This is a genomic window from Exiguobacterium sp. Leaf187 (genome assembly GCF_001423925.1).
GTDB classification, from domain to species: Bacteria; Bacillota; Bacilli; order Exiguobacteriales; family Exiguobacteriaceae; genus Exiguobacterium_A; species Exiguobacterium_A indicum.
The window spans coordinates 102,593-116,826 of the sequence record NZ_LMPR01000002.1 but is presented as its reverse complement, the minus strand read 5'-3'; the positions used below and the strand labels follow the sequence as shown (position 1 = coordinate 116,826).

Here is a 14,234-nt window from a genome sequence, read left to right as displayed (position 1 = left end):
CCGCTCTGTCTGATGGAAAGGGACCGCAAGCCGTCCTGTTTCCGTACTCTAGCTCGCTCCTCGTTGGCGCAAGGGTAATCAAAAAAAGCCGCTGCCGTTCCTTGTCTTCCTCCGCGTTTTGGCTCAAAGCACGCTTTTCGCTCGCTGCGTTCCCGTCAACAGGACGGCATCGTGTCGGACTGCATCCCACTCGCGAAAGGAGCTTTTCTATGAAACTGACTACACTCGTTGAAATCACTCGTATCCGCCAAGAGGTCCGGGAGCCAGACGTCGCACTCGAGACAACGCACATCACGTCACCCGAGGACGCGTTCTGTGTCGCGAGACGTTTTATCCAGGACGATGACCGTGAAGTGTTCCTTGTCATCCTGCTCAATACGAAGAACCGCGTCATTGCCGTCCATCGGGCACACGTTGGTAGCATCAACTCGAGCGTCGTCCACCCTAGAGAAGTTTTCAAGTCCGCCATCCTCAACAATGCGACATCGCTCATCGTCAGCCACCAGCATCCGAGCGGTGACCAGCATCCATCACGGGAAGACATCGAGGTGACCGAACGGCTCGTCGAGGTCGGACGCATCGTCGGCATCCAGCTCCTCGACCACATCATCGTCGGTGCCGGAGAAGAATACGTCAGTTTGAAGGCACAAGGTGTTTTGTAAAGGGACGATAGAGCGTAGACAGGACGGGACAATCCCGTCCTGTCCATGCGCGAGGGCATGGACGAAAAACGACGTCGTTTTTCTTTTGAGAGAGCGCAAGCGAGTAAGGAATGGATTCGTCCCGAATCCAAGTGCATTGAAAGACCCGCAGTGGACGGATCCACTGCGGGTAAGAAAGTACATCTGGTCTTTTCTATATAGAAGGGTGTGATGAAGGATGCAGTAGTGAGACAGTATTGAAGTGTACGAAGGTTCGAGGAAAGATAGATGATTGAAGTGAATCGATCCTCCTATAAATAAGTAGCGATCTTCTTTCTACTGGATGTACAGCATGAGGAGAATCTTCGGGCTCATTCGTGAGGCTGTAGGCTGCACGCAGCAACATCCGCATCGCACCGCTGCCCTCCTGCCGAATCGATAACGAGAGCTGCGACTCGCTTGCGCGAGGCATCTCTACGTTCCTGTTCCTTGCGACGAAGGACACGGAGCGTTAGAAGCATGATTAAAATAAATTACCATAATCATATATATATAAAGACTCTAATAACGTAAATTGGATTTAAATGATAGTTATTGACTATTTTAAAAAAGTATTGTTAAATTATTTCAGTCTAGAAATTGGGATTTTTATTTGAATTTCTTTTCTTAACATTAATTAGGTAGGATGGGAGATTAGTAAGTGGAACAAAAATTTAAGAAGTATGTCATACTTCCGATCATTGTTGTCTTTATTTTCTTTATCGGATCACTCTTTGGAACGTATAGTGCACAGACTGAAATCGAGGATGGTGCTCTCTATAGTGATGAGTTGCGTGAGAAAAATAACGCACTTAAAAAAGAGAATACAGACATATTAGATTTAGTGAAACAACGTGATGCCATTAAAGAAGATTATGAAAAAACTAAAGACAAGAATAAGTCACTCGAAGAAAAAATAAGTAAAAAAGAAGAGGTTCTTAGTGACTTAACTTTTGAAGTCATCTATGCAAAGCGTAAGCCCATTACACTGAGCCCTGGTCAATATATCATCGGTGATGATGTGCCAGTCAATCGATACCGTGTTGAAAGTATTGGAGAAGGGTCGAATTTTACAGTTAATTCGATAGATGGAGACTTGAAAGTGAACACGATTCTCGGTGTGGATGGAGTAAACTCTTATACATTCTTTGGTGAAGATGGCGATGTATTAGAGACGCAAGCAGATGTAAAATTAAAGATCATTGAATAATCTTTTGATTACGAATTAACAAATACTCAAAAGTAGCAATTGAATTTATAGTAGAAACAATCAACTGGTGTTTGTATTGTAAACGTATATTCAACGTAATTCAGATTGTTGTATTTAAATAAAATAGCGTCTAACAAGCAATAGGGAACTCGGTAAATGAGAACCCTATTGTTTTTTGGGGTTTTGTTCTAAAAAGATGGGTTAGCTATAGGTAGTATAAAAATCAAAATGAGTGTTTAAAAGTCTTTTAAAAGACTTTTAAAAGGTGTATACTAAAGAAAAATAAGAGGAGGGCATAATGATGGGAATGCGAATACTTGATATTCCAACCACTTCTATATCTGACGTGAAACGGTCTCCGATGGAAGCTTTCCAAAAAGCAGATCGTGAAGCGGCCGGCGTATATGTTTTTAACCGTGAAAAAGTTGCGGGCGTCATGTTGACACAACAGCAATACGAATCACTCAATAAAGAAATTGAAGAATTGTACAGTCGATTAGATGATTTGACTGTTGAGATGCGACTATCTAATAAAAATGTCCGCACTTATACTGATTCCGAAGTCCGTGGAGAACAGGTAACTCACCCTACGACTATTGATGAAATGGATGGGTGGGAGTGATCATTGTATCAACTTGAGTGGACGCAGTATTCGAAAGAAGATTACGATAACCTTGATGGTAGTCAAAAGATATTCGTAGACAAAGCATTGAACCGTATCATTTCTATAGGAATGGCGGCAGGACAGCCACTCAGTGGAAATTTGTCGCATTGCAATAAGTTAAAAAATAGAAAAATGGGATTACGCGTTGTTTTTAGAGAAGTAGAGGGTAAACTCCAGATCATTCAAATTGTAGCGATCGGTAAACGGGATAAAGATGAAATTTATAAAATGGCTGAACAACGATTAGATGGATAATTGAAAAAGGATCAACGTTCAGATACTCGATGGTATCTATACGTTGATCCTTTTTGTCGCACTTTTTGAAAAGTATGACCGAAGTTATTTATCTTTTTTATGCATAAAAGGACTATTTAAAAATACATTGATAAAAAGATGCGTTTATAGACTTTGATATTGAAATCGATCCATTCGATTCAACTATGTGAAAGAATAATCATTTTTGTATACATAACGGTCGTTTTCCATACAACATTTTTTATAAGAGAAAGCTTCTAAAAAAATATTTCTAACTTATTAATCAATTCCAAGTCAATATCTCTAAAGTAGAATTTATATTCTTATTAACTAAATAAATGGTGATTTTTAATGATAATTTAATTAGTTGTTTCATTGCAAACATTATTGATTCCTTATATCGATTAGTAATATATATATTTAGTGTTTTTGTTATCTTAGCTTATCTTTTCATTGTGATAATGAACTATTGTTCTACTTGATCATTACATGACTTAGAAAAATCGAGATAAATATTTTTTAATTAGTAGTTGAGGATTAATAAGTATGAAGAGCAAAATAAGAGAGTGACTTCTCCGACTTAATGCCGAAAAGTCACCCTCTTATTTAGAACGTCCTCAATTTAGAGTCAATCTTTTTTTATTACATAGGTTTATAAGGTATTACACCTTTAATCATTAGTATTTGAAGCGCGAAATAATCGGGACCTAGATGTTGAATAGTCGGACTATCAACATCAATTTGATTAATATACTCTTCAACCATTTTCTCAGCAGTCTCTTTATCAATCGAATAATTAGTAGAAATAAAGTTAACCGTAGCTATTAAGAATACTTCTCTATTATTCGTTCATTATGAAGATAGATATTCTTCGAATCATCTCTATAATTTAATTATAACGTAGCTTAATTTCAGCAATTAGCTCTGGGAGCTTACCAGTTAATTTCATGACATGTATTAATCGATTGTTACCCGCTTGATTGTTGGCTGCTTCAAAATCAACACTTTTGATGATTTCATCGATATAGGGAACAACGTCTGGTTGCGAATGGGAATAAGAACGAACTGATTTTTCAAGCAGATCGCTATCTAAGCCCCACTCCATAGCTAACTCATTCACGGCCATTTGCATTTGGTTTACTTTCCAAAGTTCAAATGACTCATCAAAGTTCATACTACTAGACAATTTCTCAGGTACCAACTCGGTATCGACAAACTCTCTTAACAGTTCGGCTTGCTCGTTATCTCCCATGTTACTCAATTCCTGAATCTGTTGATAAATGATACGGAGGGTTTCGCTATCTACCGTTTGGACACCATTTGACGTGGTGATCTTTGAATCAATCAAACTAAGAATGTGAGCGGCATCAATCACTTGGGTACCTGCTAGTTTGGTTTTGCCAACTAACACATTTACAGCTGACGGCGGAGGAGGACCGCCAGGCTTCCACGTTAAGTTTTTATATGCCCCGACATATTGTAACCACGTATGTTCATCGATACCAAAAGCATGATCATCCCACTGGAATTCATAGTATTGCTCGACTAAATTCAACTGCTCTGCAGCGTCTTTAAAGGCGGGTAAGAAGGCTTCTTTTCTCACTAGGTCATGTTCAATCGTTTGCCAGTCTGTAGGATCAGGCAAGGTCGGAGTCATTTCGGCAATTTTTATCGCGAACTTCTGAACAGACGTCTCGTAAGGTTCGACAATGGCTTTACTACTCTTGCCGCCACTACCATACAACCGTAACGCGTCATTAACTAATTCTTGAGTAATACGAGGGTACTGAAAGTTAACGATTGTCCCGAATTCTTTGGCTGGACCAAACACTCGATTGGTTCTCGAGTAAGCTTGAATCAAGCCTTGGAGTTCAAGCGGGCGATCAATGTAGAGCGTGTTCAGTCGCTTGGAATCGTAACCAGTCAAGAGCTGATCTGCGACAATCACAAGATCTATGTTCTTAGGGTTTCGCCCGCTTCCGCCTCGAGTGGCACGTTCTACAAGATCTTCAAAATAAGCTTCTTCCCCATGCTTCTTATCACCGGCTACAAACGAAATTCCGGTGAATGAAGCGTAGTCCTTAAACATCCCTTTCACAATTTCGGGATCGAGGGGAGTAGGGTCATTTTCATTGCCAAAACTAAATGTCATGGCGATGTTCAAATGTTCACCACGCATTGCCATCTGTTTTTGGAATTCTTCATAATAGGCAATGACACGATTTTTATAGGCGACAGTTAAAATCGCGTTAAATTCTCTTCCTTGTGACTGTAAGTCCCAATTTTTTAGAATTTCTTCGACAACGCGTGGGATATGTGTCTCGTCATGGTAAGTGAGAAGTCCTAACTTTTTCGCCTGTTTTTCCACGTCGACCTCGGACAACTCTTGAACTTCGCGTTCGATATCTCTGTCCGCTAAGTCAGGTTTTTCTTCTTTTATTTTTTCGACCAGTTGCTCTCTCAAATCATCATAGCTTTTAAATTCACCGGTGTTGATATAGTCCACATGGAACCCCAACACGTTTTTATCTGCGATGGCTTCATCAATCGTATACTGGTGCAAATTAGGACCGAACAACTTCTCCGTCGTATTGATCACTTCACTTTTTTCATTTACCTTACCTTTGATTTTGTTTTCATCAAATAGTGGCGTCCCGGTAAATCCAAAGAAGAGTCCATTTTTCTTGAAGTGTCGTTGAATCGTCCCCATCATCTGACCCATTGTCGTTCGATGGGCTTCATCGATAATAAAGATGACTTTTTTATCGGTCAAGCTCGCATCTTGTGCCTCTTCTAATTCTTTCACCAGAGCGTTCAGCTTGAACGTTGTCGTCACGACAATGCCATTTTTAGGAGACTTCAATATCTTTCTAAGTTGATAGGTATGCTTGGTATCATCGACAGACACTGATTCATAAGCTGCATACGCTTTAAAGTTTTCACTGGTACGATTATCAAGCTCACGCCGATCAACGAGAAAGACGACTTTATCGAACCCGGCTCGTGTAGACAAGAATAGAGCAGTTTTAAAACTTGTAATTGTTTTACCAGATCCTGTCGTGTGCCACACAAATCCTCCGTGAGGGATTTTTTCTTTGTTGTCCCAGCCAAAAGCTGCACCTTCCACAGCCTGCAACGCATGGACTTGATACGGACGCATGAGCATATGCCGTCTGTTTTCTTCAAGACGCGCTTCGTCAATGACCAAGTAATCGCCGACCATTTGATGCGCCATCGGAATCATCAGAAACTGTGCGACGACCTGTTCCCATGCGTTCACGACATGGTTTTCTTTATCAGCCCAATGGAAGACAAAACTCAGGTTAAAGTCATCAATTGACTTCGGTGTGGCGAAATAGCGAGTAGCGATTTCTGAAGTGATCACCATCATCTGCGAAAACGCCATGAAATTATAAGTGTACTCGCCGTCCCGATAATAGCGCATGAACTGACCATATGCTTCATCTAGCGTTTTGTCAGTGCGTTTTTGCTCGATATTGATGAGAGGCAGACCGTTAATCAGTAAAACCAGATCAAAACGATTGTTATTCGGTGTCTGTACTTCTCTTGCGATGCGGTAGCTTGAATCGCCACCGCGTACTTCGACTTTTTTGAAGATGGTCAAGGTAATTTGTGTTCGTGTGATATTAGGATTGTCGTCACGATAAATACCGTCGATCTTGCCTTTTGATTCTTCAATGGCCAACAGTTTGGCAGCTTCGTAGCTATTACTGATTTGACTCACTTTTGCCATGACCTGCTTAAACTCGTTATCCGTCAACTCGACACCTTCCAGTTGGTCGGCATTGATACGATTCAGTTCCTTACGCCAATGTTGAATGAGGTCAGCAACTGTAACTTGTTGCTGATTCCCATCTAAGAAATCGGGGGCTTCCCACTTATATTTCTTTAGTTCTTTCACAAAGTTCTCTTGAAATGTTTTTTCTGCTGCACTTTTCGGTGCTTTGCTCATGACATCCGCTCCTTTTTAAACAAACATCTCATGTAGATATGCTTTTTTTAGATTCTGTAATTTTTCGAGCTTGCGTTGTTGAAGAGAAATCAAGGCATCTAGTTGTAAGAATAATTCACCTATACGCTTTTGCTCATGTAAATTCGGAACTTTAAATTCAAATTCATTTAATTCATCGCGATTAATTTTCGGCATACCTGAACGCATTGATACTGATACCGAATATTTGAAAAAATGTTGCGTTTGAATCAATGCGAACAAAAATGTTTGGTCAAATCCATCTTTTGCGTTTAGTACATAAGCATCCGCACTTGAAAGCCCTTCAAATGGCGCATAAATGTACTTTCCAAGTTGTGGATTGATCTTCCCGTAAATGATATCGCCTTTGTGAAAATGAAACTTTCCGCTAATTAAGTTATCCTCTTTAACAGTTCTTACATTGTTGTATAGTTGTCCGCTAAATGATTCGATATTACCAGGACCAATGTGTAATAAACCATCATATTTTCCTGATTTAGGGTCCACCATATCAGTCGAAATATTAACCGAGTTTATCCATTTACACTGAACCCAATCTTGAGTAAATCCTGTACATCTTCGTTTAGGAGAAAGCTCACCTTCAGCAGGGAACATTTCTGAGAGATATGCAACCTTTAGTGATTTTGTTTTATCTAGCTTACGTTGTTGAATTGTGATTAGATCATCAAGTTGTCTCAGAAAAAGTCCGATTTTAATTTGCTCAGTAAACTCAGGAATATATAATTTTAGTTTTTCTAAATCTCCAAGATACACTCCAGCTTGTGCTGACATTGATGCTGACTGCTTCAGTTGTTTTTGGGTATAGCTAGAATCGATAGTATATTTTAAGAAATTTTGGTTTACATGTTTGTCTCCACGAATAATTGCAACTGAACGCTGAAAAGCGACCCTTAAAGTAGATTCTTTATATAATGCAGTTTGACCGATAGTTCCAACAATTGTTACTAGTAAATCCTGATCGATCAATTTATAATTTTTGAAAATTAAATTGTAATCCTTCGACAAAATTTTTCTGTCATTTACTTCATCAATGATTATCTGACCATTCTTGATATTTTTAGCACTTAGTAAAAATGCATAGTTTCCGTCTTGATGCGTACCATGTGTACCATCCTTCAACAAATTAACGATTTCTTTCAAGTTTATAGTTTTCCAAGGATGAGAGCTTTGAAATTCTTTAAACCGCCTTTTCGGCACTAGACTAATTTGTTCAGTCATGAAACCACCACCAGTTCGCTCATTAATGCTTCAAACGCTGATTCTAAGTTACGACTTTCTTCATCAATGGCTGACAGTGTATCAGCATAGCGATCGTGCAACATTTGTAGCATATCCAACTCTTTTTGTAACGGTTTTTCTATTAGGCGAACTAAAGCATTGACTGTACTACCGAACCACTTTTCGTACATCAAGTTATCGATTTCGTCGTCTGTCAAAGTCAAGATTCGTTCTTGTACCGATTTTTTTAGTGCGTCTTTATCTGCATTTACTTTTTTATTTAGCGCAGATTTTTCAGATAGTAATTGTTCAACATGTTTTAGATGTTTATATTCAACTGAATCTTTGACCACTTGTTTCAATTCGGCTTTGAGCGCCTTACTGACAAATGCTTCACCGGCTTCATTCAATGTATCACCTAATACATTGGCTTCTTCGCTATCTTCAACCTTTGCAGCCTCGACTAAATCAGCTAATTCTGTTTCGATTTCTTGAATGCGTGATGTCTTTGTTTCAATTTCTTCTAACTCATCGCTGTAAAGCTGTTTTTCAATCAATGTGTTCGATACAATACTGCCAATCCAACCGTCTTGTTCGACTCGTTTTGTTTTACCAGAGCCCTTCGTCACCATATTCGGTTCACGTGTACGACCGGCTTTATAAAAATCACTTAAAGCAATGACTTCTGTGTCGTGAGACAAGGACTCCTTCCAGATTTCTGCGATGATTTGATAGCCGTCATAGACATTAATATTGTCAAATGCTGAAAGGATTTCTTTGATTTCGATCAACATGTTTTCCATCAACTGCGGCAACGTACTGATACTCTCTACACTTCGAATTGTATCGAAATATTTATGGATATAATTCGTTATTTCAGCTTTAAGTTCTTTTGATTTTTCAAGGACACGCGGATCATCGAAGACAAGAGTAGAGATCTTCTTAACGGGTTTCACCAACTCCACGTAACCCTTACGAACTTCTTGTAAAGACGCATTCAATACATCTGGTACTGTGGACTGCAGTACTTTCAAGTCATCAATGTTCTGTTGAGGAATTCCACCAAATAAGTGAGCGTCTACATCTTGTGGGATTTCCTCGTCAATCGCTTCGACATAACGTGGGATGTTCATATTGTATTGATTTTTTAAGATTTCTTCGCGATTCACTAATCGGCTATAGCCTGTTTCTTCTCTACGTTCCACGTACGTATCGACGATTTTCGCGATATCTTTCTCGAATAGAACGTGCTGTTTTCCGACTTTCGTGAAACCGCGAGAAGCGTTTATCACGAGTACTGGTTCCCCGGTTTCTCGATTCTTTTTCAAGATTAAAATGGCTACAGGAATTCCTGTATTGGTAAATAAGTGACTGGGTAACCCGATAACGGTATCGATGTAGTTTTTCTCGAGTAAACGTTCTCGAATCTCGCCTTCTGCGCCACCACGGAAGAGAACACCGTGAGGCAATACAATCGCCATCGTCCCATTTTGACCCAAGTGGAACAGACCGTGTAATAGGAAAGCAAAGTCTCCTTTTGAGTCTGGTGGAAGTGCACCGGCGACCTCAAAGCGCGGATCACTGACTTTAAGTCCTGCTGCATTCCAGTTCTTCACAGAATAGGGGGGGTTCATGACGACAGCATCAAACTGTACACCTTCATTTGGACGCTCAGGATCTTCTGGCCAGTCTCGAGAAAGAGTGTCACCATTATTGATTACCATTTTTTCTGGACGAACCCCGTGGAGTAATAGATTCATACGAGTCAAATTGTAGGTTGCTGTATTTTTTTCCTGCCCGTAATAAGCGAGATCTTTTTGAACTTCTTCACTCAAATGTTTCTTGACCGTCAAGAGGAGTGAGCCTGAACCGACAGTAGGGTCATAAATTGATTTTATATCAGTTTTTTTCGCGATGATTTGAGCCATGACTTCACTCACTTGTCGTGGAGTGTAGAATTCCCCCGCTTTTTTTCCTGACTCCATGGCAAACTGACCGATAAGATATTCGTATGCATCACCCAATACATCACCTTTTTGTAATGCGACCATATTCAAGTCTGCAAATAACAAAATTAACGCTTTAATATTTTTACTGCGCTCGTTTAGATTGCTTCCTAACGCGGTATTTGTTAAATCTAATGTAGAATTTGAGAATAATCCTTTGAAGTCGCTCGCATCATCAGATACAGCAATGGTGCGTTCAAAGTTATTTAAACTATCCGTTACTTTTTGAACTTCAAAGTCCCCAGAATTGATGTCTCTAATCCAAGTTTGATAGAGATATTCTGGCGCAACATAATAACCGAGAACATTTTGAATCATTACATCTAGCTGTTCTCCAAATTCGGTATGCGCTTTTGAGTATTCTTCTACCACTTCAGTTTGAATCATGCTATTTAGTCCACTTGTTTCGTTGAACGTTTCAAGCGTTTTGTCACTCAAGAACTTATAGAACATTAATCCGAGCATATAATCTTTATATCGACTGGCGTCCATCGAGCCGCGCAATTCGTTTGCGCCGTCCCATAATCTACGTTTAATTTCTTCTGATGTAATCACTGTATATCCCCCAATAATTTTCTTATGATGTATAAATCGATGAAGCGGTACCACTCACTAATGCTTATATCATATCAATATAATTTTATGAGTGTCGAACAACTGAAATCTATCTTGTTAATCGAATGCTGTATGAAAGTATGGTAGCTGCTGTAAATTTCCTATAGTTGGTCTCTGAGAATTTACACCGCTATCCATTATGGTTTTGTAAGTGACACAATTTTATCCTCTCATGTGACCACACTAATAGACGAAATCAAACAAGCTATTCAAAACACGTTATGATTCGTTCTCTATTGAGAACAGGTCGGCTAATCCCATATCTTCGTAAGACTGCTTCTTATTTAGCATCATTTCATTCCGAATACGTTGAAGCTCAGAACGCAATTTTGCATGTCGTTCTTCAGTTCGCTGCGCAATCTTTTTCTGTTCTTCTAGAGGAATGTTTAGGAGTGGTAATTGTGCTAGGTCTTTACGGTTAAGAACTGGGATGGTTGTCCCGCTTAATTTACTCGTGAGAATGAACTGCGCCACCGGGCTTTCTAGATAGAGCTTGAGGTATTGTGGATCTATCAATTCCCCGCAACGGATACCCAAGAAATTCTGTGAAAATAGTAGATGCTCGTCTTCTACATCGACGTGAGCAACCTTGATTGATCGTCCACGCACCGTGATGAGGAGGTCGCCTTTTTTCAGATTATAATCTTCTATATTGAAGTTCTTCGAAATGTTATATCGAGTAACGTTTTCGTAATGCAATTGACCCTCTTGTACATCCGATGCTTTGACCACTTTATATTGACCTTCCGTATCCTCATCACTCGGAGAGACATTGTATCCTCTAAATAGCTTTACAAAATCACCTAGTGGTGCCGTATTGATCTCTTCAATTTTATCCATTGATACTTCAATATCACCGAATGGTTCAATTGTGAGTCGATTTGAGTAGATATATTGAGAAGGCAATAGATTGCTTTCGTTTAATTCAGTATTTCGAACAATTTTACTGAAACCGTCCTCGACTTTCCAAGACCGATACGTATCGATAATTTTTTGCATACCCTTTTCACTAATAGCTCGTTTTCGTTTACCGATTTCCTGATATAGTTCTTCTCCATTAATGAACAAAATCTCGTTTCGTCTTTCTGAATGTTTATCTTTATTCAGCATAATGAGGTGCGTTTGCAAGGCTGTATTTTGATAAAGATTGGAAGGGAGGGTGATGACAGCCTCGAGATAATCAAGGTCGATGATGTTTTGACGAATTTTCGCGCTCGCTCCCCCTGCATACAGAACTCCTCCACTCATGATTACTGCAGCTCGCCCTTTATCTTTTAAACTGACGAGTGCATGGGTCAGAACAGCAAGCTCCATCTTACTAGAGGGTGGGGTGCCAAATACAAAGCGATTATATTGGTCGCCTTCCGGTCGCCATGAAAGCCCGAATGGCGGATCGATAAAGACGTAGTCAAACTTTTCTAGACGCTTATTTTCTACGAATTGTGGAGAACTGATGATGTCACCAAACTTGATGTCGGCATCTTTTACTCCTTCAATAAAAAGTCTGATTTTTGTAATTGAAACATTAACCAAATTATTGTCTTGCCCTGTTAATTGAAGTGTCTCTTCTTTCATAGATGCATGTTTATAGGCGGAAAGTAAACTTCCTCCGAGACCGCACATACTGTCATGGAAATTACCATTATTCGGATTTATTAGTTGAATCGCTAAATTGTTAATAGATGGTGGGGTAGGTGAAAGATTCGAAGTTTTACCTCCCATACTAGATAGTTCATCAATCAGGTGATCAATAAATAATGATAAGTCAGTCACTTCATTTAAATATCTATCTAATTCTAGCCAAAAACGTCTCAATTTCTTTACTGATTTGATTTGAAGATAGTTGATTTCTGATAGTTCAGAATGTCCATGTTCTATTTCGGTAAGAACTTTATGGAGTTCTAATTCGATATTTTCTTCTTCGCGTGTAAGACGACCAAAATAGTCATTTCCTTCAGTTCTTTCTAATTGCTTAAACAAGACACCAAAGATAAACGGTAAGATTTCAGGATCGCGTTGCGTAACGTCACGTAAAGATCCAATGAGTTCATGTAACCTCTTCGTTTCCATTTGCTTCACATACCTCTCTTTTATTATTCATGATATAAAATATGTTTTGTTGATAAATTAAATATACCAATTCTTATTTATGAATTCAATACTTTTTAAAAAGTTATGTATAATTTTTATAAATATTAGTTTTTATTTTTTTGGTCTTGAAGCTTGTAGACAGTGAGGATCGTGCTCAGCAAGTTTGATATCTTCTTGTTGCCACGGTCTTCATAAATCATCAAAATCACTCCTTTTCATAATAAGAACATTTGTTCTTATTATGTTCCTCGTTTCTCTTGTTTTCAATCTGCTTTTTCGACGTCTCATCAATGCCTCCGTTTCTGGAGACGAAAAAAGGCGCGACGAGTATCTCGTCACTGCCCTAATATGTTTCGACTATTCGATTGGATGGAGGATTCATTCTCCGACCATGCCGTCATGATCGTTGTCCCGCATATATTGATACAGCCAGTGCTTCTCCGTGATTGGCATCGCAAAGCCTGCGTCCTTCGCTTCCTGGATCGTCACTTGACCATTGCCGTCAGTATCGACGCGCGAGACATCCTCGGTCGCTGTGGTATCGGCAGAGGGCTTCGCTGACGATTCTGTTTTTTTATCCTTTTTCTTCGTCAGGCCGAGTGCCGCATTCGTCTCGTCCGGGTTACCGTTCTTGAACCGGTCGACGACGGTGTTCCCACGGACCGTGTAGGTATACTGATACGCGGATGGAATCATCGTCGACGTATCCGGATAAGTGATTTGCGCCTCGAAGTTCGTCGCGCCACCTGCCTTGCGGATGACGTCTTCCATGTACGCCTGATCACCATGACGGTTCAAGGTGCTGTTCTGTGGTGTGATGTTGTAGGCGTTTGAGACACCACCGAGCGAATCGGCGATGATATGTCCTTCATCGAGATCCGCACGTTCGACGCCAGGCACTTTCGCCTCGTCCGAGTAGTAGCGTCCATCACGCGTGACGTCTTCCGTCGCATCATTCTGGAGGACGATCTTCTTCGCGATGACGCGGACCAGCTGTCCATGCTCATTCGTGAACGCCCAGTATTTCCGGTCACCGAACCCAATGTCGACGACAACGTTCGCCTGACGACTACCGGACATGTCTCCGCCATCGACCGTAATTTTCTTATATCCTGTGGAAGAATCCTGCGGAGTCGTCGTTTTTGATTCCGTTGACGCATTCGTCTCCTTTGGTTGCTTGGTTGTACGAGTATCAGCCTTTTTTTCTGGATGTTGATCGGAGTTCTTCTTCGCTTCGGTCTTTTGTGTAGTCGTGTCGTCCTGTTGCGCTACCTGCTCCGTTTGATCGGGTGGAGGTGAGGTCGTCTCCGTATCTGTACATCCTGCCATCAATAGGACGGCAAGGGGAATCGCTATGTAAGAAATCTTCATGAGTGTACTCCTTTACTGTTCAGTCTGTCATTGCGTCCTTCATTATAACGCTACTTACTAGTTCTTGCTGTCTTATTCGGTATTCGTAAGGCGATAAATGATCCTTTCAAAG

At 40.2% G+C, this 14,234-nt stretch carries 9 protein-coding genes; 4 read left to right on the top strand and 5 right to left on the bottom strand.

Annotation, left to right across the window (positions count from 1 at the left end; all coding sequences use genetic code 11):
* The first annotated feature begins 209 nt into the window (after positions 1-209).
* The 4 genes from ASF99_RS00595 to ASF99_RS00580 all read left to right on the top strand — a co-directional run bounded on the left by ASF99_RS00595 (position 210) and on the right by ASF99_RS00580 (position 2,809).
* Complete coding sequence (locus ASF99_RS00595; RefSeq protein ID WP_082486933.1) at positions 210-662, top strand: JAB domain-containing protein; 453 nt, start codon at positions 210-212, stop codon at positions 660-662.
* Positions 663-1,341: 679 nt separating this feature from the next.
* Positions 1,342-1,890, top strand: coding sequence for a hypothetical protein (locus ASF99_RS00590; RefSeq protein ID WP_053451886.1), 549 nt, complete (start codon positions 1,342-1,344; stop codon positions 1,888-1,890).
* A gap of 298 nt (positions 1,891-2,188) precedes the next feature.
* Entirely contained in the window at positions 2,189-2,512 is a 324-nt protein-coding gene (locus ASF99_RS00585) for a hypothetical protein (protein ID WP_235504808.1), read from the top strand.
* Positions 2,513-2,515: 3 nt separating this feature from the next.
* Entirely contained in the window at positions 2,516-2,809 is a 294-nt protein-coding gene (locus ASF99_RS00580) for a type II toxin-antitoxin system RelE family toxin (RefSeq protein ID WP_053451888.1), read from the top strand.
* A gap of 889 nt (positions 2,810-3,698) precedes the next feature.
* On the opposite strand, the gene ASF99_RS00575 is transcribed toward ASF99_RS00580, so the two are convergent.
* The 5 genes from ASF99_RS00575 to ASF99_RS00555 form a co-directional block, all read right to left on the bottom strand.
* Positions 3,699-6,782, bottom strand: coding sequence for a type I restriction endonuclease subunit R (locus ASF99_RS00575; RefSeq protein ID WP_055966509.1), 3,084 nt, complete (start codon positions 6,780-6,782; stop codon positions 3,699-3,701).
* Between the two features lie 15 nt (positions 6,783-6,797).
* The gene (locus ASF99_RS00570) at positions 6,798-8,039 is read right to left on the bottom strand and encodes a restriction endonuclease subunit S (protein WP_055966506.1); all 1,242 of its coding nucleotides are present in this window, start codon (positions 8,037-8,039) and stop codon (positions 6,798-6,800) included.
* Positions 8,036-10,600: a type I restriction-modification system subunit M gene (locus ASF99_RS00565; RefSeq protein WP_055966504.1), complete on the bottom strand. Its 2,565-nt coding sequence runs from the start codon at positions 10,598-10,600 to the stop codon at positions 8,036-8,038. Before ASF99_RS00565 ends, ASF99_RS00570 begins: the two co-directional genes overlap by 4 nt.
* A 279-nt stretch (positions 10,601-10,879) precedes the next feature.
* Positions 10,880-12,730, bottom strand: coding sequence for a type I restriction-modification system subunit M/S (locus tag ASF99_RS00560; protein ID WP_055966501.1), 1,851 nt, complete (start codon positions 12,728-12,730; stop codon positions 10,880-10,882).
* Between the two features lie 399 nt (positions 12,731-13,129).
* On the bottom strand, positions 13,130-14,122 hold the full coding sequence (locus ASF99_RS00555; RefSeq protein ID WP_055966498.1) for a DNA/RNA non-specific endonuclease: 993 nt from the start codon (positions 14,120-14,122) through the stop codon (positions 13,130-13,132).
* Positions 14,123-14,234 lie beyond the last annotated feature (112 nt).

Bases quoted from the DNA above. Each gene is read 5' to 3' on its own strand.
- ASF99_RS00585 (WP_235504808.1), top strand. From the start codon at position 2,189: ATGATGGGAATGCGAATACTTGATATTCCAACCACTTCTATATCTGAC.
- ASF99_RS00560 (WP_055966501.1), bottom strand. From the start codon at position 12,730: ATGGAAACGAAGAGGTTACATGAACTCATTGGATCTTTACGTGACGTT.
- ASF99_RS00595 (WP_082486933.1), top strand. From the start codon at position 210: ATGAAACTGACTACACTCGTTGAAATCACTCGTATCCGCCAAGAGGTC.
- ASF99_RS00555 (WP_055966498.1), bottom strand. From the start codon at position 14,122: ATGAAGATTTCTTACATAGCGATTCCCCTTGCCGTCCTATTGATGGCA.
- ASF99_RS00575 (WP_055966509.1), bottom strand. From the start codon at position 6,782: ATGAGCAAAGCACCGAAAAGTGCAGCAGAAAAAACATTTCAAGAGAAC.
- ASF99_RS00570 (WP_055966506.1), bottom strand. From the start codon at position 8,039: ATGACTGAACAAATTAGTCTAGTGCCGAAAAGGCGGTTTAAAGAATTT.